At 69.2% G+C, this 22,006-nt stretch carries 21 protein-coding genes; 13 read left to right on the top strand and 8 right to left on the bottom strand.

The window, feature by feature from the left end:
* Positions 1-53 precede the first annotated feature (53 nt).
* Positions 54-896 (top strand): helix-turn-helix transcriptional regulator, encoded by an 843-nt coding sequence (locus AB0B64_RS13600; RefSeq protein ID WP_358177188.1) that lies wholly within the window; start codon positions 54-56, stop codon positions 894-896.
* 216 nt (positions 897-1,112) lie between these two features.
* Entirely contained in the window at positions 1,113-2,087 is a 975-nt protein-coding gene (locus tag AB0B64_RS13595; protein ID WP_358177185.1) for a rhomboid family intramembrane serine protease, read from the top strand.
* Between the two features lie 60 nt (positions 2,088-2,147).
* Here AB0B64_RS13595 and AB0B64_RS13590 read toward each other — a convergent pair whose 3' ends face one another.
* Positions 2,148-2,357: a DUF397 domain-containing protein gene (locus AB0B64_RS13590; RefSeq protein WP_358177182.1), complete on the bottom strand. Its 210-nt coding sequence runs from the start codon at positions 2,355-2,357 to the stop codon at positions 2,148-2,150.
* Positions 2,347-3,294, bottom strand: a complete 948-nt coding sequence (locus AB0B64_RS13585; protein ID WP_358177180.1) for a DUF5753 domain-containing protein — start codon at positions 3,292-3,294, stop codon at positions 2,347-2,349. Before AB0B64_RS13585 ends, AB0B64_RS13590 begins: the two co-directional genes overlap by 11 nt.
* Before the next feature lie 33 nt (positions 3,295-3,327).
* Here AB0B64_RS13585 and AB0B64_RS13580 point away from each other — a divergent pair, with 33 nt between their 5' ends.
* The 3 genes from AB0B64_RS13580 to AB0B64_RS13570 all read left to right on the top strand — a co-directional run bounded on the left by AB0B64_RS13580 (position 3,328) and on the right by AB0B64_RS13570 (position 5,200).
* Positions 3,328-3,741 carry an ATP-binding protein gene (locus AB0B64_RS13580; protein ID WP_357941848.1) on the top strand — a complete coding sequence of 138 codons (414 nt, stop codon included), beginning with the start codon at positions 3,328-3,330 and terminating at the stop codon, positions 3,739-3,741.
* 228 nt (positions 3,742-3,969) lie between these two features.
* Positions 3,970-4,728, top strand: a complete 759-nt coding sequence (locus AB0B64_RS13575) for an SDR family oxidoreductase (RefSeq protein WP_358177177.1) — start codon at positions 3,970-3,972, stop codon at positions 4,726-4,728.
* A 16-nt stretch (positions 4,729-4,744) separates the two neighbouring features.
* Positions 4,745-5,200, top strand: coding sequence for a MerR family transcriptional regulator (locus tag AB0B64_RS13570; protein WP_357941844.1), 456 nt, complete (start codon positions 4,745-4,747; stop codon positions 5,198-5,200).
* Here the strand turns inward: AB0B64_RS13570 and AB0B64_RS13565 are convergent.
* The 3 genes from AB0B64_RS13565 to AB0B64_RS13555 form a co-directional block, all read right to left on the bottom strand.
* Positions 5,185-6,294, bottom strand: coding sequence for a hypothetical protein (locus tag AB0B64_RS13565; protein WP_358177174.1), 1,110 nt, complete (start codon positions 6,292-6,294; stop codon positions 5,185-5,187). The two genes, AB0B64_RS13570 and AB0B64_RS13565, sit on opposite strands and share 16 nt — an antisense overlap.
* Positions 6,295-6,443: 149 nt before the next feature.
* The gene (locus AB0B64_RS13560; RefSeq protein ID WP_357943098.1) at positions 6,444-6,767 is read right to left on the bottom strand and encodes a peptidase inhibitor family I36 protein; all 324 of its coding nucleotides are present in this window, start codon (positions 6,765-6,767) and stop codon (positions 6,444-6,446) included.
* A 180-nt stretch (positions 6,768-6,947) separates the two neighbouring features.
* On the bottom strand, positions 6,948-8,195 hold the full coding sequence (locus AB0B64_RS13555; RefSeq protein ID WP_358177171.1) for a hypothetical protein: 1,248 nt from the start codon (positions 8,193-8,195) through the stop codon (positions 6,948-6,950).
* 121 nt (positions 8,196-8,316) lie between these two features.
* Here AB0B64_RS13555 and AB0B64_RS13550 point away from each other — a divergent pair, with 121 nt between their 5' ends.
* Together AB0B64_RS13550 and AB0B64_RS13545 are read left to right on the top strand one after the other, a co-directional pair.
* Positions 8,317-8,811: a DUF1772 domain-containing protein gene (locus AB0B64_RS13550; protein ID WP_357941838.1), complete on the top strand. Its 495-nt coding sequence runs from the start codon at positions 8,317-8,319 to the stop codon at positions 8,809-8,811.
* A gap of 78 nt (positions 8,812-8,889) precedes the next feature.
* Positions 8,890-9,831, top strand: coding sequence for a hypothetical protein (locus AB0B64_RS13545; RefSeq protein ID WP_358177168.1), 942 nt, complete (start codon positions 8,890-8,892; stop codon positions 9,829-9,831).
* A 60-nt stretch (positions 9,832-9,891) separates the two neighbouring features.
* Here AB0B64_RS13545 and AB0B64_RS13540 read toward each other — a convergent pair whose 3' ends face one another.
* Positions 9,892-11,232, bottom strand: a complete 1,341-nt coding sequence (locus tag AB0B64_RS13540; protein ID WP_358177165.1) for a 6-phospho-beta-glucosidase — start codon at positions 11,230-11,232, stop codon at positions 9,892-9,894.
* Positions 11,233-11,242: 10 nt separating this feature from the next.
* Complete coding sequence (locus AB0B64_RS13535; RefSeq protein WP_357941832.1) at positions 11,243-12,001, bottom strand: DeoR/GlpR family DNA-binding transcription regulator; 759 nt, start codon at positions 11,999-12,001, stop codon at positions 11,243-11,245.
* Between the two features lie 131 nt (positions 12,002-12,132).
* Here AB0B64_RS13535 and AB0B64_RS13530 point away from each other — a divergent pair, with 131 nt between their 5' ends.
* From AB0B64_RS13530 to AB0B64_RS13510, 5 genes are read left to right on the top strand one after another with little or no spacing between them, the layout of a single operon-like run.
* On the top strand, positions 12,133-13,386 hold the full coding sequence (locus tag AB0B64_RS13530; protein ID WP_357941830.1) for a PfkB family carbohydrate kinase: 1,254 nt from the start codon (positions 12,133-12,135) through the stop codon (positions 13,384-13,386).
* 4 nt (positions 13,387-13,390) lie between these two features.
* A complete protein-coding gene (locus AB0B64_RS13525) occupies positions 13,391-14,761 on the top strand; it encodes an extracellular solute-binding protein (RefSeq protein ID WP_358177162.1) in 1,371 nt (456 codons plus the stop codon).
* The gene (locus AB0B64_RS13520) at positions 14,758-15,642 is read left to right on the top strand and encodes a sugar ABC transporter permease (RefSeq protein WP_358177159.1); all 885 of its coding nucleotides are present in this window, start codon (positions 14,758-14,760) and stop codon (positions 15,640-15,642) included. Before AB0B64_RS13525 ends, AB0B64_RS13520 begins: the two co-directional genes overlap by 4 nt.
* Positions 15,639-16,466 carry a carbohydrate ABC transporter permease gene (locus AB0B64_RS13515; RefSeq protein WP_357941824.1) on the top strand — a complete coding sequence of 276 codons (828 nt, stop codon included), beginning with the start codon at positions 15,639-15,641 and terminating at the stop codon, positions 16,464-16,466. Before AB0B64_RS13520 ends, AB0B64_RS13515 begins: the two co-directional genes overlap by 4 nt.
* A 16-nt stretch (positions 16,467-16,482) precedes the next feature.
* Entirely contained in the window at positions 16,483-19,164 is a 2,682-nt protein-coding gene (locus AB0B64_RS13510; protein WP_358177156.1) for a sugar-binding protein, read from the top strand.
* Between the two features lie 88 nt (positions 19,165-19,252).
* Here the strand turns inward: AB0B64_RS13510 and AB0B64_RS13505 are convergent, their stop codons facing one another.
* Entirely contained in the window at positions 19,253-19,873 is a 621-nt protein-coding gene (locus tag AB0B64_RS13505) for a hypothetical protein (RefSeq protein ID WP_357941819.1), read from the bottom strand.
* 422 nt (positions 19,874-20,295) lie between these two features.
* Between AB0B64_RS13505 and AB0B64_RS13500 the strand changes: the two genes are divergently transcribed.
* On the top strand, positions 20,296-21,993 hold the full coding sequence (locus AB0B64_RS13500) for a hypothetical protein (protein WP_358177153.1): 1,698 nt from the start codon (positions 20,296-20,298) through the stop codon (positions 21,991-21,993).
* Positions 21,994-22,006 lie beyond the last annotated feature (13 nt).

The following is a 22,006-nucleotide window of genomic DNA, read 5'->3' as shown; positions in this document are numbered from 1 at the left end:
CCTGGGAACACCCGTACCAGGCACGAGCGGCGGGGTGGTGCGACGATGAGGGGGTGAGTGGCAACGGCGAACTGGCGACGATCCTGCGAGTCTGGCGCGAGCGACTGCCCCCCGCACAGGCGGGCCTGCCCGCCAACGGACAACGGCGCACGCGGGGCCTGCGGCGCGAGGAGCTCGCGATGCTGGCGGGCGTGTCGGCCGACTACATCGTGCGCCTTGAGCAGGGCCGCGCCTCGACGCCGTCGGCGCAGGTGTGCGCCGCGCTGGCGCGGGCGCTGCAACTGGACGACGCCGAACAGACCCATCTCTTCCTGCTGGCCGGCCACGCGGTCGGCAGCGGGCGGATCGGCCAGTTGATCCCGGCGAGCGTACGCAGGCTGCTGAACCGGCTCGATGACCACCCGATCGCCGTGTACGACGCGATGTGGACGCTCATCCTCTGGAACCGGCCATGGGCGGCGCTGATGGGCGACCCGTCGGCCCTCGACGAGCAGGAACGCCATGTGCTCTGGCTCGCCTTCACCGGCCAGCCGCACCGGATCATCATGACACCCGCCGAGTGGACGGACTTCGAGCGCTCGATGGTCGCCGACCTCCGGCGGACCGCCGCCCGCTATCCCGACGACCCGCGGCTGCACGCGTTCGTCCAGCAGCTCCGCGAACACAGCGACTCCTTCCGCACGCTGTGGGACGCCCATCTGGTCTCCGACCGCCACCAACCAACCAAGAGCGTCGACCACCCCGAGGTGGGCAGAATCGACCTGGACTGCGACATCCTCACCAGCCAGCACGGCGACCTGCGGATCGTGATCTACACGGCGCAGCCGGGCAGCGAATCGGAGACCAAACTCGCCCTGCTCGGCACCATCGGCACCCAGACCATGACCCCCGGCTAGCCTCTTACCCTCCTCCAGGACAGGACGGGCCCACTCCGCAAGGATCTTGACCCGTGGTCATGGCCGCGGACAAGATGCGCGACGCCCACGCAAGGAGGCCGAACGACCGAACTCGGGGCCGAATCGGATCACAATCGATTTGATCAATAAAACGCCTATATACCGGTAATTCGATACTCTCGCTCTCCGCCGGAACCGTCGAAGGTGTGGAGTGACGTGGAAGAGCAGATTTCCGAGGTGCCGACCTGCTACAGGCACTCCAAGAGCGAGACCTATGTCCGCTGCACGCGCTGCGACCGCTACATTTGCCCTGACTGTATGCGGGACGCGGCCGTGGGTCATCAGTGCGTCGAATGCGTACGTGAGGGCAACAAGTCGGTACGGCAGGCCAGGACCGTCTTCGGTGGCAAAGTGTCCGCCGTTCCGGTGGTCACCTACGCTCTGATCGTCATCATCGTCCTGGCCTACGCCGGGGAAATCGCCATGCCCTCGCTCGTGGACCGGCTGGACGGCCTGGGCATCGGACTGCTGGGCGCGGACGGACAGTACTACGTTTACGAGAGCGACACCGGCCTGACGCCCATTGGTGTGGCCGCCGGCGAGTGGTATCGGCTCATCACGGCCAATTTCCTGCACCTGCAACCCACTGAGGGCGGTTTCGGCATCCTGCACATCGTCTTCAACCTGTACTGGTTGTGGACCCTGGGCCGGGCGGTCGAGGAGATGCTGGGCAGGCTGCGCTTCGTCGGGCTCTACCTGCTGGCGGCCGTGGGCAGTTCGGTCTTTGAGTACCTCATCTCCCCTGACACGGAAGCGGTCGGCGCGTCGGGAGCGATCTTCGGGTTGGCGGCTGCGTACTTCGTTTTCAGCCGGCGGCTTGGCCACGACCCGCTCGGGGGCGGTCGGCTCATGATGTTCTTCCTGATCTGGCTGGTGATCTCGGCCGGGTTCACCTCCTGGGAGGGACATCTCGGTGGGCTCATCGTGGGTGGCGCCACCGCGCTCGCTCTGGCTTATCTGCCGCGCAAATACCACCTTGCCGCGATGGGTGCGATGCTCGTTCTGCTCGCTGTCTTGGTGGCGGTGAAGACCCACGACCTCGGCTTGTTCTGGCCCAGCGGCAGTTCATTGAATCAAGGCGATGTGGAAGCGTATGTGCGGGGGCTTCCAGGTGAAGTAGCCAAGCAATGACGAAGTCCAAGCCGTGCCCACAAGGGGCCCACCCGACCGGGCAGGCCCCCGCCGGTCCGACTAGAAGTCGAACTCTCCCTTGGACATCCCATCCCGGAAGGCATCCCATTCAGCCTGCGTGTAGACCAGGACAGGACCTTCCGGATGCCGACTGTGCCGCACCCCTACGCGTCCACCGCTCAGGGGGGCGACCTCGACGCAGTTGCCTCCATTACCGCCGCTGGCCGTCGCCTTTCGCCAGGCAGCGGTGACCAACTCCCTATCGGTCATGACTTTCCATCACCCTCTGAATGATCTTCTCGGTCTCGTAGATGGGCTGCGCAAGAGCGGACAGCACCTCCCATCGCTCGCCTAGCTTCCGGATCATTTCTGTCTGGTGCGTAACCTCGCCGCTCTCGGCGCTGTCGATGTAGCCAGTCTGCGTACCGTCGTCAGTGTCGGCTATCGCGAATGCGCTAACCAATCCAGCCGTAGCCCCTGATGCCAGGGGAATCACCCGAACCGTAATGCATGGACGGGCCATCAGAGCAAGCAGATTTGCCAGCTGCGCTCTCATCACCTCACGTCCGCCGACCTCCCGCCGCAAGACGCTCTCATCCAGGATGACGGAGAGGGTAGGCGGAGAGACCCGAGACAAGATCGCCTGGCGTTGGAGCCGAACCTTGACCTCCTCTTCTACGTCGGCGGGTAGGGCCCCCGGTTCGCCCTGAAAGATCGCCTTGGCGTAGTCGGCGGTCTGGAGGAGGCCGGGGATCAACGCCAGTTCGTAGACCCGGATGAATCGCGCCGCTTGCTCGGCTGCCGGCCATTTCCTGAACCACTTCTGGCCCAAGCCTCTGATCGGGGGCAGCAGCTCCAGCAGCTCGCCATGCAGCCCCAATGCCTTTTCGAGCTGCCGGGTGAACGGTTCGGTGGGCAGCCGGGTGCCTCGCTCAACCGCGCCTATCAAACTCTCACTGCAGGGAAGGAGCGGTGCGAGACGGGCGTGAGTGAGATCCTTTGCTGTTCGATACTTCAGCATTCGTGCCCGGTATTCCTCGCTGGCGTTTCTCGCAGCTTTATTCCCATCTTCCGACATATCACACCCTTTCACCGCCGCGTGCACACCCGTACGCACAAAGACAACCACAGGTTGTGAAGCTTTTGGAGGGGGATTCCGGAAGACATCCGCATTGACCATGGCCATGCTTGGGATCTGCAACCGCACAATCGCAAGAGATCCGTACGTTCCGAGGTGGCCATGCGAGCAGCTGTGTCTAACCCCCCGTACGCAGGTGTCAAGGTATGGACGACGGGCGAGACGGAATCCCGCCGGATTCCCTCGTTGGCCCGCCGAGAACTCGTGGAATGGGTGGGCCCGGACCATCCCACCCTTCTCGACCTTCAGGAAATAGCCTCAGAACTGCTCACCAACGCCATCATTCACGCGAACGCCATATGGGTCCGAATGCACCTAACCCCCGAGTCGGGGTTTTGGCGATTGACCATCACCGACCCCGGCAACTCCGGCGAAACTCCACGCGCGCGCCGGCCTCGACCGAACGAGACCGGAGGCCGCGGACTCCTGGTCGTGGACGCCCTCACCAACGGCCAATGGGATACCCACCGCAGTCCGGTTGGCGAGCGCGTCGTGTGGGCGCTGCTGCCTCGCTAGACCTCCCCACGGTCGGTACGACGGTGCCTCTACCTGCCGTGGGGTGCAGACCTCCCTTGCCCCCAGGGAGGAGAAGGCCCCCAGACGCGCATCCGCCGCAGCGTTCCGTCTGAGGGCCTTTCCCAGCCGCCCGCGTCGTAACTCGAGGACGGAGCCCCCATTTTGACCTTGACCCCCAGGTCAGCCTTTAGCGTCGCGGTCACTCACCTGTGGAGAGAGAGGACACTCATGGACGGCCTGGCAGGCAAGGGCGTGGTCATCACCGGAGGCGGCACGGGGATCGGCCGTGCCACGGCTCACCAGTTCGCCGCCGAGGGCGCGCGAGTGCTCGTGGTCGGTCGCACCGCCGCGCGTCTGGAGGAGACCGCTGCCGCGTACCCCTCGATCAGTACCTTCGTCGCGGACGGCGCGGCAGCCGATGGGCCCGAGCGCATCGTCGCGGCGGCGGTGGAGCGCCTGGGCAGGATCGATGTCCTGGTCAACAATGCCGCGATCACTCGGCCCGCCGCGCTCGGGACGATCGATCGCCACACCGCTGAAGAGCAGATCGCCACGAACCTCCTCACGCCCCTCTTCCTGGCCCAGGCCGCCCTGCCGTACCTGGCCGCCGCGAAGGGGACGATCGTGAATGTGTCCTCCAACCCGCCCTCGTACGGCTGGCCGGACAACTCCGTCTACGGATCGACCAAGGTCGCCCTCGACTTCCTGACGGCCACCTGGGCGGTCGAGCTCGCGCCCAAGGGTGTGCGGGTCGTGTCCGTGGCGCCTGGCATCACCGCCACGCCCGTGCTGGCGCACGCCGGGTTCACCCAGGAGCAGATCGCCGCCGCGGGCGAAGGACTTGTCGGACGCATTCCGCTCGGTCGCATCGCCCAGCCCGGTGAGATCGCCTGGTGGATCGTGAACGTGACGCGGCCCGAGGCCGGGTACCTCACCGGCACGGTGGTTCGCGTCGACGGCGGCCTCTCCGTGGCAGCGGGAGCATAAGGCATAAACTGCAGTAGTGCTGATCGGGGAGCTGGCGCGCGCGAGCGGCGTCACCGTCCGGGCCTTGCGCTATTACGAGCAGCAGGGCCTGCTTGAGCCGGAACGGGCCGTCAACGGGTACCGGCATTACGACGGCAGCGCGGTGGCCAAGGTACGCAACATTCAGCTCCTGCTGTCGAACGGCTTCACCGCCCAGGACGTACGCGGCTTCCTGCCCTGCCTGGACGACGGCGAGGTGTCGCTGGGACCGGCCTGTCCGCCCAGTGTGGAAGCGGTGAGCAGGAAAGTCGCGGCTCTGGAGGAGCGGATCGCCGAGCTGAGCGCCGTACGAGATCGGCTCGTGCAGGCTCTGACCGGCAACGCGACGCCTCGGCAAGCGGCTCTGAACGGCAACGCGACGACGCGGCAACCCGGCACCATCGCTCGCCACCCCGCCTACACCCGCCGCACTCACGATCAGGAGACCAGCTGAGGTGACGGGCGGTCGGCGCCTTGGCCGCAGTGGCGGCACTGGCCCCGGCGGCGCAGGTGGTAGGCGAGGGCCGCCGCTGCCAGCGCTCCTCCCCAGACCGGCCACAACGTCTCCGGCAGCCAGGCGCCCCACTCCGACATGGAGAACCGGCCCGCGATCGCCCCACGGATGTACGTCATGCCGGCCACCGTGATGATGATCGCGACCAGCGTCGCCGGGATGATGGCGAGCAGCGGCGGCACCCGCCTGCCCCTCAGGCCGAGGATCCAGCGCGGGAACACCTCGCCCCAGCGCTGCGCCAGCCCGAGGGTGAGCACGCCGCCGCCCGCCCCGAAGGTGGCGAGGTAGGCACCGGCCAGCCAGATGCCGGGAGCATCGCGTGCGCCTTCAACGAGGAACTCCTTGCTCACCCCCAGCGGGACGCCGAGCGCCCAGCACCACCGGGTCGCGCAGTAGACCAGCGGCACGGTGGCGGCGATGTAGACGGCCCGGCGCCCCCACCGAGCCGCCGCCTCGGGCGCGGTCCAGCCGTCCTGGCCGGTACGCCCGCACGTACGGCAGGCGTCACGGCGACGCCGCTGATAGGCGAGCGCCGCGGCGGCCAGCAGCAGTCCGCCCAGCACGCACACGAGCTGGTTGACCACCGGCCACGGCCAGGCATCGGCCAGGGTGGTGCCGCCCACGTTCAGGTCGAAGAGCGGCGCGGCAACCAGCAGCGGTGAATAGGCCACGCCCATCATGAGGCGGGAGTCGGGGATCACGACGATCAGTACTGCCGCCATGGGCCAGGCCAGGAGCAGGGGTGTGAGAGAGGCCGGACCGCGTCCGCGTCCGGTACGGGTCAGTGTCAGTGCGAGGATCGCGCCGAGCGCGCCGAACGCGGCGATCCACCAGCCGCCGGGCCGTGGGGTGGCGCCGGCGAGGATGGACAGCTTCCCGTCGAGATCGGGGTCGGAGGCGCCCCAGGGGAAGCCGGGCGCGCCGAGCGCCCAGGCCGCGCCGAGCAGGCCGTAGCTCAGAGACCACAGGGCCGCCGCGTAGGCCGACCACGCGGGCCAGCGCGAGATCAGGGATCGTGGGGTTGTCGTTGCCATACGACCAGCCTGCTGGCCTGGGTCGACGCGGCCCATGTGCCGTTCGGCCGATCTTTTCCCTGTTCGGGGGTTGCGGGTATGCCATTCGGCAGAGGTGGGCGCCGTAATGCCCAGAACCGCCATCGTACAGAGGCTGGTGGAGCTCGTGTTCAGGCCCTCGACGCGTAGTGAGCGTCGAATCCGATGTCGGTAACCCTTTCGCCTGGACCGACGTGGATGCTTTCCCCCTCACATCCGCTTTCTCGCCAAATGTTGTGTGCGAACAATGTGTTGTTGATCACCGATCTGGCGGCGAATGAGCTACCGAGGCAAAGGTGAAGTGGAACTGACCGATTAACATCCAAAGTTCCGTTGAAGTCGGTGTCGTCGTAGAAGCACAGCCTGGACTGGGGACATGCTGCAGCGGTACGCGGCGAGGGGGCCGCCGTTGACACCGCCGAAGCGGACGACGTGATGCAGAGCCCGCCGAGCATGGTGACGACGGGCAGGAGCACCAACATCGTGGATCTGCGCATCTTGCTCTCCAATGCAGTCCCGGGGGTCATCCGCCGAACTGGCGGTGATCCGCCCTGTCAGCCCCCACAGTCACCCGGGCAGCGTGCGCGACGGCATCCCCAAACCTCGGGGTTGCCGCGGAAGACCCCAACCGCGGTTCAGCGGCGGTCTCGGCGCATTTCGTGGCGTTGCCGCAGATAGAGGCCGAGCAGCAGCCCCACCCCGACCGCCACCACGGCCACCGTCAAGCCGTAGATCCCCCAGTATCGGCCGGCGAACATCGACACCCGCGCATCCACCTCATGCGCGTTCACCCCGAAAAAGGTGAGCACCAGGGTCACCGGTATCGCCACCGTGGACACGAACCCGACCGCCACCGTCCACCGCAGCCGCCGGTCCTCGTCCGCCCGCCGCTCCAGGCTCTCGATCGAGGTCAGCTCGGCCCTGATCGCCCGGGCGAGCCGTTCGAGCATGCGTGCCACGTTCTCCGCCTTGCCCACCAGCCCCATCGTCGCGTACAGGGCCTCGTGGTAGCCCGCCACCCGCAACGACGGCACCATCATCCCGAGGTCGGCCGTCGCCTCGACGCTGTAGCTGAGGTCCAGCTCCAGGTCGCCGAGCTGGTCGGTCAGTGACTCCAGGCTCCGCCGCCGCTCCCGCGTGTCCTGCCAGCCCCGGTCGCGGCCGCGGAACGCCTCGACCGCCTGGTAGGCCACCGACCGGATCTCCCGCAGCCGCGCCGCGCTCGCCACGCCCTGCACGGCGGAGAGGAAGATGCCGTCCTCCACGTACTTCGGCTGACCGCAGAGCACGCTGACGTACGGGCCCACGGCGGCGGTCGTCTCCGGGCGCCGGTTCAGCTCGCTCGGGTACGTGATCGTGCTGAACTCTTCGCGCTCCGGGAGATCACCACGGTAGATCACCCGCTTGACCAGGTCGTCGGACGTCTCGGGCGGAAGCTGGGAGCTGAAGGCGAGCTGGTGGCGTTCGGGGAAGAACCCGCCGGTGCCGCCCGCCAGCTCCGCGGCCACCTCCTCCAGCGAGCGGCCGTCGATCTTCAGGTCGGCGTAGAAGCAGTCCTCCAGCAGATCGACCGTGTCGGCCAGCTCGTCCTCGACGTCCAGGGTCAGCACGGCCACGATCTGCGTGGACGGCACCGCGAACAGCCACAACCGGGCACCCGCGAGCGGCCGGTCCCAGCTCTCGAACTCGACCTTGTGATGGTCGAGAGCCAGCTTGTGCAGGACCTGAGGGGTCGCCGAGCCGGTGAAGTAGGTTTCCGGCCGCCCGAGCCGTGGCCGCTCGCCCGCCGACGCCGCCTCCGCGCCGTCCGTCACGTGCCAGGGTGTGGCGAAGATATTGGTGAGTCGTACGCCCTGTTCTGGACGGATGCCGAACAACGTCACGATCTCGAGGGTATCGCGGGGTTCAGCCGCCCCCCACGACAGCCGCGCGACAGGGGCGCGACAGAGACCGCTTGTTATCCTCAACGAGCCACAAACCCCCCGTCTCCCCAGGAGTAGCACCATGGACGTGTTGCGGGTTGTCTCGCTGATGGCCGCCACGATGACGATGGGGCTGGTGGCCGGTGTCTTCGGCCTTTACGCGCACACCGTCATGCCCGGCCTGGCCAAGACCGACGACCGCACCTTCGTCGGCGCGTTCCAGGCCATGGACCGGGCCATCATCAACCCGTGGTTCATGGGCGGCGGCTTCCTGGGCGCGCTGATCTTCACCGTGGTCGCCACGATCACCCACATCGGGCGGCCCGAGCTGCCGTGGGTCGCGGTCGCGCTCGTCCTCTACATCGTCACGTTCGTCATCACGATCGCGATCAACGTGCCGCTCAACGACGCGCTCAAGGCGGCCGGCGACCCCGACTCCATCGCCGACCTCGCCGCGGTCCGCGCGCGGTTCGACGAGGCCCGGTGGGTGGGCTGGAACCTCGTCCGCGTCCTCGGCTCCACGACCGCCTTCGGCCTGCTGGCCTGGGCGCTCGTCGTACACGGCAAGTCGAGCTGATCAAAGCGGAATCCGCCCTGAGCGGCGGTGCCCGAGAGTAATCTTCCGGCAACAGCCAGTTGCCAGGAGGCCCCCACCGTGTACTCCTCCCCCGCCCGGCAGCCGTTGACCGACGAGTCGATCGATCGGCTTCTCGAGGGCGTGGCCGAGATCGCCGAGCATGCCGTGACCGACCACGCCACCGCGGAAAAGCACTACCGCGACTCCTACAGCCTCGCCGAACGGGTGCGCCAGCAAGACTCCTCGTCCGGCCGGGTGGTCGGCGGGACGAGGCTCGAACCGCTGGTGTCGCTCATCGTCCAACGAGTGCTCCTCGCCGAAAGCATGGTCGACGAGCACGAGGAGGCCGCCCAGAAGTTCATCGCCTGGTGGGTCGACCTCGCGGTCTGCGCGGTGATGGCGCTGCTCACCGGCGTTCCGCTGACCCGTGGACGCGCGGCGGCCGGCGATCCGAGCTCGTGCATGTGCCCGGCCGAACTCGCCTGTCTGCCCCCCATACCCGAAGACGACCGCCGGCTGGCCGAGCTCGCCGGCAGCATGGATCAGTGCTGGACGCCGGAGGGCATCCCGGTCGGCGGCAAGGCGTTCGCGGCGGAGCTCGGGCTGATCCTCCAGCGTGACCATGAGGGAAATCCGATGCTCGTCGAGGACGGGACTCCGGAGGGGCGGCGACAGCGCCTGTGGGGCGAGATGTGGCGTAAGCACCGGATGCCGCTCCTGCCGGAGACCGACGACCTCGTCCAGGCCCTGACCGCCGCCGGTGTCGCTCCGCCCATGGTGGACAACGTCCGCTTCGCCTCCAGGGCCGTGGAGATCGCCGTCGCGGCCAAGGAACGCGCCTGGGAGCTGTCCGATGAATGGGACGGTGCCCAATCGTCAGAAGAGAGCGACCTCGTCGACTCCCTGTGGGAGCAGGCGGATGAATTGCCCCATCTGCTCACCGCCTACGCCCGCGTCCTGACCGCGCTCCTGCCCACGCTCCGCGCGCTCGGAAACGTGCCCGAAGAGCGCCGCGACTGACCGAAGAAGGGGCGGGTGTCTGAAGAAGGGGCGGGCGAGTGCTACATGTGCGGGCGAGTGCTACCCACGAAGGACGGCGGCCAGTTCCGGGATGCGGGCCCGGTAGCCGTCGAGCAGCTTGCGCGCCGTCCCGACCGAGTCGACCAGGGGGTGCAGGGCGAACGCCTCGACGGCCAGGCGGGACGAGCCCGACAGGGCGGCCTCGATGGTCGTCTGCTCGACCGCCTTCACCTGCTGGACGAGCCCGAGGAAACGGCCGGGCAGCGGGCGGGTGGCCAGGGGCCGGACTCCGGAGCCGTCCACCGCGCAGGGGATCTCGACGACCGCCTCCGCGGGCAGCCCGGCCACCGCGCCGCCATTGCGGACGTTGAGGATCATGGTGGAGGGCTCGCCACGCGCGATGGCGCCCACCAGGGCGAGCGCGATGCCTTCGTAGCCGCCCGCCTCCAGGTCGACGGCGTCGCGCTCACCGGCGTCGGTGATCTCCCGCGTATCCGCCATGTACGACTCGTCGCGCTCCTTGCGTGTCCTGCCCCACTCGGCGAGGGCCTGCTCGGGCCGGGCGCGTACGGCCTCGTAGAAGCGATCCTGCTGCCCGAGCAGAGACTCGCCACGGGTCTGCCCGGACATGGCGGCGACGGATTCGCGGGTGAAGTAGTAGTAGTACAGATACTCGTTGGGCAGCGCCTCCAAGGTCCGTACCCAGTCGCCGCCGAAGATCCGGGCCTCCTCGACCCGCCCCAGCGCCGCGTCGTCGGCGAGCAGCTCGGGCAGCACGTCACGGCCCTGGTAGGTGAGCCCGCGCAGCCAGCCGAGGTGGTTCAGCCCTACATAGTCGGGCGACACGCGGGACGGGTCGAGCCCGAGGGCGGCGGCGGCCCGGCGGACCAGCCCGATGGGCGAGTCGCAGATGCCGATCACGCGGTCGCCGAGCACGCTCCGCATGGCTTCGGTGATCATGCCGGCCGGGTTGGTGAAGTTGATCACCCATGCCTGGGGCGCGAGGGCGGCCACCCGTTCGGCCACCCGTACGGCGACCGGAATCGTGCGCAGGCCGTAGGCGATGCCGCCGGGCCCGGTCGTCTCCTGACCGAGCAGGCCCAGCTCCAGGGCCACCCGCTCATCCGCGGTGCGGCCCGCCAGCCCGCCGACGCGCATCGCCGAGAAGACGAAGGTGGAATCGCGCAGCGCGGTGTCCAGGTCTGTAGTGGTCAGCACCTCGGGCGGGTCGTCGTGCCCGGCGGCGAGCTGCTGGAGCACGTGCCGGATGGCCGCCAGGCGGTCGGCCGACACGTCGTACAGCATCACCTGCTCCACGCGCGGCTTCGCGGTGTCGCGCAGCAGCGCGCCGTAGACCAGCGGGACCCGGAAGCCGCCACCACCGAGCACGGTCAGTCTCATGGAAACCCCTTCACACGACCTGCACTTCGGCACCTGCGGCCGCGCAGTTGCGCAGCGTCGTCTCGTCGGCGCCCGCGTTCGTGACCAGCACGTCGATATCCTCCGGACCGCACACCCGCAGCGCGCCGGTGCCGGGGAACTTGTGCCGGTCCACGAGTAACACCACCTGGCCCGCCGCCGCGATCATGGCGCGCTTCAGCGGCACCTCGGCGAGCGTGGTGTCGACGAGCTGGCCGTCCGGACGTACGCCGCTCACGCCCAGGAACACCCGGTCGGCGCACACCTGGCGCAGCGCCTCCTCGGTCAGCACGCCCACCAGCGAGTGGTACGGCCGGCGGACCATGCCGCCGAGCAGCAGCAGCTCGACCGCCGGGTCGGCGCGGAGGACGTCGAGGACGGCGAGGCTGGAGGTGACCACGGTGACGCGGCGGCCACGCAGCCGGCGGGCCAGTTGCATGGTCGTCGTCCCGATGTCGAGCAGGACCACGTCGCCGTCGCGGACGAGCTGCGCGGCGCGCCCGGCCACCGCCTCCTTGTCCCGCTCGTCGACCACCGCCACCTCGGCGAAGGGCCGGTCGGCGTCGGCGTCGACCTCGGCGAGAGCGCCGCCGCGCACCCGCCGCAGCGTGCCGTCGCGGTCGAGCACCTCAAGGTCGCGGCGGATGGTCGACGGACTCACGCCGAGCTGGCTGGCCAGATCGCTCACGCTCGTGGCGCCTGAGAGGCGGACCCGGCGCATGATCTCGGCATGCCTGAGGCGCTGAAGCACGCGGGAATCGTATCAGTCATATCTGTTCATGTGTGAGCATCATTGACCAAAACCTCGCGCAAAACACTTGAAGTGCGCGAGCAAACATGCAAGATTGCGCACATCTCGCTCTGCCGAGGAGGACTTGTTCTGTGTCTGCCCAGGCGTATGACCCTCTAGCCGATCAGCGAACCCCGGAGGGGCCGCAGTTCGACGTCTTCTTAGCGGGCACGGTCTTCCTCGACATCGTGTTCACCGGGCTGCCCGCCATGCCCGCGGCCGGCACGGAGATCTGGGCCGACGGCATGGGTTCATGTCCGGGTGGCATCGCCAACCTGGCCATCGCGACCAGCCGGCTGGGCCTGCGCACCTCGCTGGCCGCCGCGTTCGGGGACGACGACTACGCCGACTTCTGCTGGCGTACGCTCGCGGAGCAAGAATCGGTTGACCTGTCCAGGTCCCGGCGCTTCGAGAACTGGCACTCGCCGGTGACGGTCTCCATGGCCGTCGACCGCGACCGCAGCATGGTCACCCACGGCCACTCCGCTCCCATGGCCGCCTCGGACATGATCGGCGCCCCGCCCCGCTCCAGGGCGGCGATCGTGACGCTGTCGGCCGAGGAGCCGCTCGGCATGCCCGGCAAGTGCAACTGGGCCGAGAAGGCGCAGCTCGACGGCGCCCTCATCTTCGCCGACGTGGGCTGGGATCCGTCCGGCACCTGGTCGGCCGCCCTGCTGGAGCAGCTCGCGGTCTGTCACGCGTTCATGCCCAACGCGGTCGAGGCCATGGCCTACACCGGCACCGACAGCCCGCGGGACGCGCTGTACGCGATCGCCGACCGGGTCCCCCTCGCCGTGGTCACCGACGGGGCGAACGGCGCCATGGCCATCGACTCCCTGACGGGTGAGGAGGCGTTCGTCCCGGCTCCGCGGGTGACCGCGCTGGACCCGACCGGCGCGGGAGACGTCTTCGGCGCGGGCCTCGTGCTCGGCACCCTGTGCGGCTGGCCGCTGGCCGACCGGCTGGCGTTCGCCGGGGTCTGCTCGGCGCTGGCCGTACAGCAGTTCGGCGGCTCGCTGGCCGCGCCCGGCTGGGGGGACATCGCCGACTGGTGGCACGAGGTGCGGGCGGCGGCCGGCCACAGCGGCGCCTACGGCGACTCGCTGGCCCGCCGCTACGGCTTCCTCGACAAGCTGGTGCCCACCGACCCGGTGGGCGCGGTACGCCGGGCGGCCGCCACCATCGCCCGGCAGGCCGACGTGGGAATGGCGCCGCGGACGCCGGGTAAGCCACCGGCCAGGACCGCCGCCGAGGCGTCCGGCGGGCCTGAGGGCGCCACGGCCGACGGTCCACCCGACGAGCCCGAGGGTCCGAGCACGTCCCGCGTGCCTGCGCAAAAGGAGTAACGCCATGATCCCCCCAACGCCTCGCACGCGTGCCGTACTCGCCGCCACCGCCGTGGCCCTCGCCGCGACCGCGTGCGCGCCCGGCTCCTCGGCTCCACCGCCGGCCGCCTCGTCGGCCGCGCCCAGCGCGGTGCGCACCGACGCCGCGGCGCTCGGCAACGTGACGCTCACCATCTGGGACCAGGAGGTACGCGGCGGGCAGGCCGCCCAGATGAAGCAGCTCAACGCCGCGTTCGAGGCGAAATACCCCAACATCAAGCTCAAGCGGGTCTCCCGCTCCTTCGACGACCTCAACACCACCCTGCGCCTGGCGCTGAGCGGCAACGAACCGCCGGACGTGGTGGAGGCCAACAACGGCCGGTCCTCGATGGGCGCGTTCGTCAAGGCCGGCCAGCTCCGCCCGCTGAACGCCTACGCCGAGGCGTACGGCTGGAAGAAGCGCTATCCGGACTCCGTCCTGCGCTATTCGAGCTACAGCGCCGACGGCAAGGTGTTCGGCGAGGGCAACCTGTACGGCCTGCCGCAGGTCGGCGAGGTCGTCGGCATCTACTACAACGCCGCCAAGCTGACCAGCCTGGGCCTGCAGCCGCCCAAGACCTGGGAGGAGTTCCAGGCCGCGCTGGCCAAGGCCAAGGGCGCCGGCGAGGTGCCCATGCAGCTGGGCAACCTCGACAAGTGGCCGGCCATCCACGTGTTCGGCACCGTGCAGGGCCGTAACGTTCCGGCCGCCCAGATCAGCACGCTGGCCTTCGGCCGCAAGGGCGCCTCCTGGAACACCCCCGAGAACACCAAGGCCGCCCAGCAACTCGTCGACTGGGTCGACAAGGGCTACTTCAACAAGGGCTTCAACGGCCAGGGCTACGACCCGGCGTGGCAGGCGTTCAGCAAGGGGACGGGCGTCTTCCTGATCGGCGGCACCTGGCTGATGGCCGACATGGAGAAGGTCCTGGGCAAGAACCTCGGCTTCATCCTGCCGCCCGGCGCCACACCCGACGCGCCGCCCGTCGCGACCGGCGGCACGGGCCTGCCGTTCGCCATCACCGCCAAGAGCCCCAACCCCGACGCGGCCGCCGCGTACATCGACTTCATCACCAACGCCGACGCCATGAAGGTGCTCACCGCCACCGGCAACCTGCCAGTGGCCGACACGGACCAGCAGAGCGTGCCGGCGGGTGCACAGCAGGACGTCTTCAAGGCGTTCGGCACCGCGACCAAGAACGACGGCCTGGTGCCCTACCTCGACTACGCGACGCCGACCTTCGCCGACACGCTGGGCGCGGCGCTGCAGGACCTGCTGGCCAAGAAGGCGACGCCGCAGGAGTTCCTGGCCACGCTGGAGAAGGACTACAAGACCTTCGCGGAGAGCAACGGGTGAGCGTGGGCCGACCTCCCGGGGAGCCCAGACGCGTCGCCTACCTCTACATACTTCCGGCATTCGTCATATACGCGGCGTTCCTCCTTTATCCAATCGGCCGGGCGGTACAGCTGTCGCTGTACAACTGGGACGGGCTGTCCGTCGGCACCTGGGCTGGATTGTCCAACTACGCGGCGATCGTCGCGGACGAAGGGCTGCGCGACGCCTTCGTCCACGCCCTGGTCCTCGTCGGGTTCTACGCCCTGGCGCCGCTGGCCATCGGGCTGATGCTGGCCGCGATACTCAACCACGCCAAGGTGCGCGGGCTCGGGTTCTTCCGGACGGTGGTGTTCCTGCCGCAGGTGGTCGCCATGGTCGTGGTGGCCGTCGCCTGGCGGCGCGTGTACGCCCCGGACGGCACACTCAACGGCCTGCTCGGCGCGCTCGGACTCGACTCGCTCACCAGGGGCTGGCTGGGCGACTACACCTTCGCGCTGCCGGCGGTCGGCGTGGTCGGCACGTGGTTCGAGACCGGCCTGGTGACCGTGCTGCTGCTGGCCGGGATGAGCCGCATCCCTTCGGAGCTGTACGAGGCGGCGCGGCTCGACGGGGCCGGGGCGGTCAAGGAGTTCTTCGCGGTCACGCTGCCCTCGGTGCGCGGGGAGATCGCGGTCGCGCTGACGCTGACCGTGATCGCCGCGCTGCGGACCTTCGACCTGGTCTACATCACCACGCGCGGCGGGCCCGGCACCTCGACCTCGGTGCCGTCGTACGAGGTCTACCACCGCGCCTTCGGGCTCAGCCAGATCGGCTCGGCGGCGGCGATCGGGGTCACCCTGACGGTCGTCATCTTCGCGATCTCGTTCATGATCAACCGCTTCGCGGACAGGGGGGCCTCGTGATCTCACGCGGGGAGCGGCTGGCCAACTACGTCATCCTGTCGGCGTTCGCCGCGTTCGCGCTCTTCCCCATCCTGTCGATCCTGTTCGCCGCGCTCGGCCCCGACGACAGCGCCGACGCCACCGGGCAGGGGCTCAGCGTGGCGGGGTTGCACGTGGGCAACTTCTCGGCGGCGTGGGAGATCGGGCGGTTCGGCACTTACCTGCGTACCAGCCTGATGGTGTCGGCGTTCGTCGTGGTCGTCAGCGTCGTGCTGTCCATCATGAGCGGGTACGCCTTCGGCACCATGCGCTTCCGCGGCCAGTCGGTGCTCTTCTACCTGTTCATGCTCGGGATCATGATGCCGAGTGAGGCCATCGCGGTGCCGCTCTACTTCGACCTGCGTTCGCTCGGCCTCATCGACACCTTCTGGTCGGTCGCGCTGCCGCAGGTCGCGCTGTCGGTGGCGTTCGGCACGTTCTGGATGCGGGCGTACTTCCGCGCCAGCAGCCGGGCGATCGTCGAGGCCGCCCGCATCGACGGCGCCTCGACCTGGCGCATCCTGTGGCAGGTGCTGGTGCCCCCGGCCCGGCCCGCCGTCGTGACCCTGACCGTCCTGGTCTTCATGTGGACGTGGAACGAGTTCCTCATCCCGTTGATCATGGTGACCAGCGAGTCGCTGCGGACCGCGCCGCTGGGGCTGGCCTTCTTCCAGGGCCAGTACACCTCCGGCTTCACCCTCCTCGCCGCCGGGTCGGTCATCGTCGCGACCCCGGTCGTGATCTTCTACCTGTTCCTCCAGCGTCACTTCGTCCGCGGACTGCTCCAGGGGGCGGTCCGCGAATAACCCCCCGGAGGTTCCCTTGAAGAGGTCGCTCTACGCGCTGGTAGCGGTGGCCGCCGCGCTGGCTTTCGTACCGGCGGCGCCCGCGCTGGCCGAACATGCCCCCGCTCCCCCGATTGACCTCGACGCGCTGTTCGTCGGCGCCCATCCCGACGACGAGGCGTTCAGCCTGTCCACGCTCGGCCAGTGGAACGAGGACCACCGGGTCCGCACCGGCGTCGTCACCGTCACCCGGGGCGAGGGCGGCGGCAACGCCGTCGGGCCGGAGGAAGGCCCGGCGCTCGGCCTGCTGCGGGAGGCCGAGGAGCGGACCGCGGTCGGCAAGGCCGGTGTGCGGGAGGTGTTCAACCTCGACGACGTCGACTTCTACTACACGGTCAGCGCCCCGCTCACCGACCAGATCTGGGGGGACGACACCCTGGAGAAGGTCGTACGGGTCGTCCGCCAGACCCGGCCCGAGGTCATGCTGACCATGGACCCCGCCCCCTCCCCCGGCAACCACGGCAATCACCAGCAGGCCGCCCGGCTGGCCGTCGAGGCGTTCTACGCGGCGGCCGACCCGAAGGCGTTCCCCGAGCAGCTCACCCGTGAGGGGCTGCGGCCCTTCGCACCCGCCCGGCTGTTCCTCGGCGGCGGGCGCGGCACCTCCCAGGTCGGTCCGGCCTGCGCCGCGACGTTCCGCCCCACCAACCCGGCCCAGAACGTGTACGGCGTGTGGAGCGGACGCCCCTCCCAGAGCCAGGGCGGCAAGACCTGGGCCACCATCGAGCGCGAGGCCCAGCGCTCGTACGCCTCCCAGGGCTGGGCCGTCTTCCCCGACGTGCCGTCCGACCCGGCTCAGCTGGGCTGCGACTTCTTCACCCAGGTGGACTCGCGGGTACCCTTCCCCGAGCCGGGGAGCGCGGCGGCGGCCGCGCCGACGGCGATCCTCGACGGGGCGCTGACCCGCGCGGCCGGCACCGTGCCGCTCGGCACCCTGCTCGACCTGCGGCCCAGTACGTTCGACGTCCGCCCGCGAACGGCCTTCACCGTCAAGGTCACCGCGACCGCCCCATCCGGCGAACCGCTCGGCCGATCGTCCGCCGCGCTGCGCGCCCCCCAGGGCTGGGTGGTCAGCGGCTCCGGTGACCTCGGCAGGATCGCCCAGGGGCGTACCGGATCCGCGACCTTCACGGTGACGCCGCCCCAGGGCGTGAGCGCCGGTGACCGGGTTCGCCTGGCGGCCACGCTGACCACCGAGCATGGACGCGGTTACACCGACCGGCAGGTCGAGGTCAGCCCGGCCGTACGAGGTGGGCAGCAATTGCTCCCCCAGGTCGCCCAGTACGAGAAGTGGACCGCCGAACTCGGCGTACCGCAGCTGCGTGGCCTGGTCACGCCCGTGCTCACCCTCCCGTCCGGCGGCTCCCGCCAGGTGGGCGTCGTGGTCACCAACGTGAGCGGCACCACCCAGTCCGGCACCGTACGGCTGGACCTGCCCGCGGGCTTCACCGCCGACCGAGCCGAGGCGCCCTACAGCGGGCTGGCGGCCGGGGCCTCGACGACGGTGCCGTTCACCGTCACCAACTCCGACCCCGCGCTGAAGACCTCGAACCAGGGCGGCGACTACGCGTACACCATCACCACCACCAGCGCGGACGGATCGTCGGTGAGCAAGCCCGCGCTCGAACTGGTCCCGGCGGCGGCCATCCCGCAGGCCACGGCGGCGCCGGCCGTCGACGGCGTGGAGGGCGACGGCGAATACGCCGGCCCCGCCCTCGACATCTCCCGCCTGTGGGAGGGCACCGCGTGCTCGTCGGCCGCGGACTGCTCCGGCACGGCCAAGGTGACCTGGCGGGACGACACGCTGTTCCTGATGGTCCACGTGAAGGACGACGTCGTCGGCACCCGCCTGCCCGCCTCCGACTGCAAGCGGCACTGGCGTACCGACTCGGTGGAGGTGACCCTCGACCCGCGCGGCACGTCGGAGAACACCTCCACGACGTTCAAGGCCGCGGTGCTGCCGGTGACGGCCGAGGGCCCGCCCTGCGCGCTGCGCGACGCCGACAACCACCAGGGACCCGCCACCGGCATGCGAGTGGCCTCGAAGGTCTCCGCCGGGGCGTACGACGTGGAGATGGCCATCCCGATGGAGACCCTGCCGGGTGCGGTCGATCCCGCGCATCTCGGGCTCAACATCCTGGTGTACGACTCCGACACCCAGGACAAGACCGGCCAGACCCGGATCGGCTGGTCGACCTGGGGCGGCGTCCAGGGTGACCCGTACCGGTGGGGCGTCGCGACACTGCCCGGCTACCAGCCGCCGGCCGATCGGCCGACCACCCCACCAGACCCGGTGATCCCCGACACCGGGCTGTCCAGCCTGGACTCGCCGCAGTCACTGGAGCAGGCGGTCCGCGTCCACCTCCCGCTCGCCGGCGGTCCCGCGGCGAAGGAGTCGGAGAGCGGCCGGGTGGTCTCCGCCACGAGCGGACGGAACGCGGTGAAGGTGACGCTGCGCGCCAACGCCGCCGGCAAGGCGCACCTGTTCGTCCGCGACGACCAGGGCACGGCGGGCGGCCGCGTCGTCACCGTCTCCGGTAAGGGCACCACGACCGTGACCGTACCCCTGACCCGTGCGACGGGCGGCCACCCGACAGTGGTGGCGGGATGGCAGGCCACGAGCGGCGGCACGCTGGCCTCACAGGTCCGCGTGCGCTGACGACTCCGGCGTCCGCATCGTCGAACCCCTCGTCTCGACGATGCGGACGCCGGGCTTCGGGACGGTCCTCTGCCCCTTTAGATGTCGTCTAGATGTCGTCGGCCTTCCAGTGGGTCAGGCCGTAGGTTTCCGCGATGGGGCGCCACGCCTCGACGAATCGGGCCTTCGCCGTCTGGGCGTCGCCCGATTTGTCGAGTCCGCGCTGGTAGTCGGGATCCGCGGCGATGGGTCCTGTGCAGCCCTTCGCCAGGTGGCGCCGGGACCAGGTGAGGAAGGCGGCGTCGGCGGAGTAGGAGGCGTGGAGCGCGGCGACGAGGGACTCCTTGAGCGCCGGTCCCTCCGGCAGGGCGGTCAGGTCGAGTGCCTGGGCCATGGTCAGCTGGTCGCGCCGGTTGACGGTGATGTTCTGGATGGCGTTCACGCCGCTCCGCTCGCATTTGCTCGCGCGGGCGATGGCGCCCGACAGGCTGGCGCGGGTCGAGTGGCTGTTGGTCAGCAGATCATCCAGACCGGTGGCCTGCCGGGCGGCCTGGTCGGTGTCGGCCGCCGGTGCTCCGGTGTCGGTCGCCGGTGCTGAGGTCGCGCCGGTGGCATCGGTGAGCACGGGCACCTCGTCCTGCCGCGCCTGGGTGTCTCCTTCACCGGAGGGCCAGGGGAGGCCGGAGGCGAGCCACCAGACCAGCCCGAGGGCGAGCGCCGGCAGGATCAAGCCGAGGAAGACCAGCGACGTCCAGGGCCGCGGCCGATCCCAGGGGTCCCATTCCCCACCGTCCGCTGGCGCCGGTGGCTCCGCGAGGGCCGCTCCACACCTCGGGCACCGGTCGAGGTTCCCGGCGTCGGCCCCGCATCGCCCACAAAGGCGGCCGGAGCCCGATTCATCCACCAATGCACCTCTCCCTAATTAATCCCGAAAAACCAGGACAAATGCTTTATTGCTGATTCGTCGTGTCGACAGCCGCCCGCATTACCGAAAGAAGACTATTTGATAACGAGCCACTCTTGAGATATTCGCCCACTATAGGCTCACCGCCACGCACGAATGAGCGGGAGGCGGCCACGATGCTCAACAGCTCCGGAACGGATTCCCCGCACACGCGGACCGCGAATGTGAAAACGTCTCGCATGGGCAATGTGACGCGTTACCTTTGCGGCGCCGCCTACCTGGATAGCGGCTTCCGCGACAAAGTTCTGGTCGAGCTGCTGTTCGACCAGTATCGGGCGATCCCTCCCTCTTACGGGGGTTTCGACCTGATGCCGGTGATCTATCACTGCCGACGATCCCGGACGATGCTCGTGGTCCGCGACGCCCTGATCACCGGGTTTTTCGCCATCGGCTGTTTCATCGCCCCTTTGAGCACATTCGCATGGGTGACGGCCCTCATCCCGTTCGCCCTTCTCACCGTGGACGGGATCCGGCGCGGGCCGCTGTACTTGCGGGCGCTGATCTGGCTCTGGGCCGGCTACTCGGCCTTCTCGCTGCTCTTTCTAGCGATCTTCAGCGCGCTCTTCTCCGCGGCTACGGGGTTGCTCACCTCACGCCGCTCATCATTTCCCGATATATACGGAATTGAGCCTGCTGCTCCGGATGTCGTGAGCGACAGCACCGGCTCCCTGTTGCAGGCGCTCATGGTTCCGGCCGTCACGCTCGGCGTCGCGCTCGTGTACCGGATCGCGATCTACCTGACCCTCGTCGGGAGCCTCAAGCCGGGCGCGCCGGAACCCATCATCAGAACCACGCACCCCAAGCTGGCCCGCCGCCTCGACTACATCCGCGGCGCGCAGTGGGGAAACATCACCATGTACGCGAACGAGGACGCGTTCCTCGGCGCCGGGACGATCCAGCGGAACTGGTCCATCGCCGTCGAACTCGACCGCGTACGCGAGAATCACCGGCCGGCACGACGGGCGGACCCCGTCGACATCGACCCGGTCGAGCTGCACGGCTTCGTCCGCAGCCGCCTCATCGACATGCGTGACCGCGTACTCCGGCCCAACGAGGGCATCCAGCGGCTCGACATCGGAGACCACGTGGTGACGCGCGGGATCTTCACCGTCGCCGACGGGCAGCGCGACCGCGCGGCCGGGCCGCATCCGATGATCGACCGCAACGGCCTGCCCCGCTACCTGGCCACCCCCGAGGAGATCGCGGCAATCGCCCGCCATCCGCAGGGCGGCGTTCGGTACTACCAGCGCGTCACCATCAACAACGCCGGCCAGGAGATCCGCGACCTCAACGGCAACCTGGTCGCGCCGGCCGAGGACCAGGAGGCGCTGACATCCGCGTTCATCTACCTCGCCGTCGAAGGCCGAATGCTCTACACGCAGTTCGTGGTCACCGTGCTCCCGCCGGCCCACGACCTCTATCACGTAGTCGACAGCCTGCCCGCCATGACCAGCGGGCGGATCACCTGGGAGGCGGTCAAGGTCCTGAAGCTCCAGCTGCTGCGCGACGTGCTGGCGGCTCCGGTCCGGGTCGTCCGGACGATCGTGCAGAGCGTACGGCAGAGCTCGATGACGCCGAACCCCCGCGACCACATCGTCTATCCGTACGGGGCCCGCTTCAGCGTCCGCGAACTGGGCGCCAGCGAGCGCCTCCAGACCCACATCCAGGTGCTCGACGTCACGAAGTACATCAAGATGATCGAGCAGCGGCTCACCGAGGCGGTCCTCGACTTCCTGGAGGAGCGGAAGGTGGAGACCGGCGCCTACCGGCTGCAGGCGGCCAGCGTGACCTCGTACTCGATGTCGGTGGGGCCCGGCGGCACGGTGAACGGGCCGATCGCGTTCGGCGAGCACGCGTCGGCGACCTACGGCCAGACACGTGACTAGCGGGGAGGATTCG

This window comes from Nonomuraea sp. NPDC049129, from assembly GCF_040648495.1.
In the GTDB taxonomy this organism is placed as follows: domain Bacteria; phylum Actinomycetota; class Actinomycetes; order Streptosporangiales; family Streptosporangiaceae; genus Nonomuraea.
This window is presented reverse-complemented; position numbering and strand designations above follow the sequence as displayed.

Bases quoted from the DNA above. Each gene is read 5' to 3' on its own strand.
- AB0B64_RS13580 (WP_357941848.1), top strand. From the start codon at position 3,328: ATGCGAGCAGCTGTGTCTAACCCCCCGTACGCAGGTGTCAAGGTATGG.
- AB0B64_RS13540 (WP_358177165.1), bottom strand. From the start codon at position 11,232: ATGAGACTGACCGTGCTCGGTGGTGGCGGCTTCCGGGTCCCGCTGGTC.
- AB0B64_RS13575 (WP_358177177.1), top strand. From the start codon at position 3,970: ATGGACGGCCTGGCAGGCAAGGGCGTGGTCATCACCGGAGGCGGCACG.
- AB0B64_RS13550 (WP_357941838.1), top strand. From the start codon at position 8,317: ATGGACGTGTTGCGGGTTGTCTCGCTGATGGCCGCCACGATGACGATG.
- AB0B64_RS13560 (WP_357943098.1), bottom strand. From the start codon at position 6,767: ATGCTCGGCGGGCTCTGCATCACGTCGTCCGCTTCGGCGGTGTCAACG.
- AB0B64_RS13590 (WP_358177182.1), bottom strand. From the start codon at position 2,357: ATGACCGATAGGGAGTTGGTCACCGCTGCCTGGCGAAAGGCGACGGCC.
- AB0B64_RS13565 (WP_358177174.1), bottom strand. From the start codon at position 6,294: ATGGCAACGACAACCCCACGATCCCTGATCTCGCGCTGGCCCGCGTGG.
- AB0B64_RS13525 (WP_358177162.1), top strand. From the start codon at position 13,391: ATGATCCCCCCAACGCCTCGCACGCGTGCCGTACTCGCCGCCACCGCC.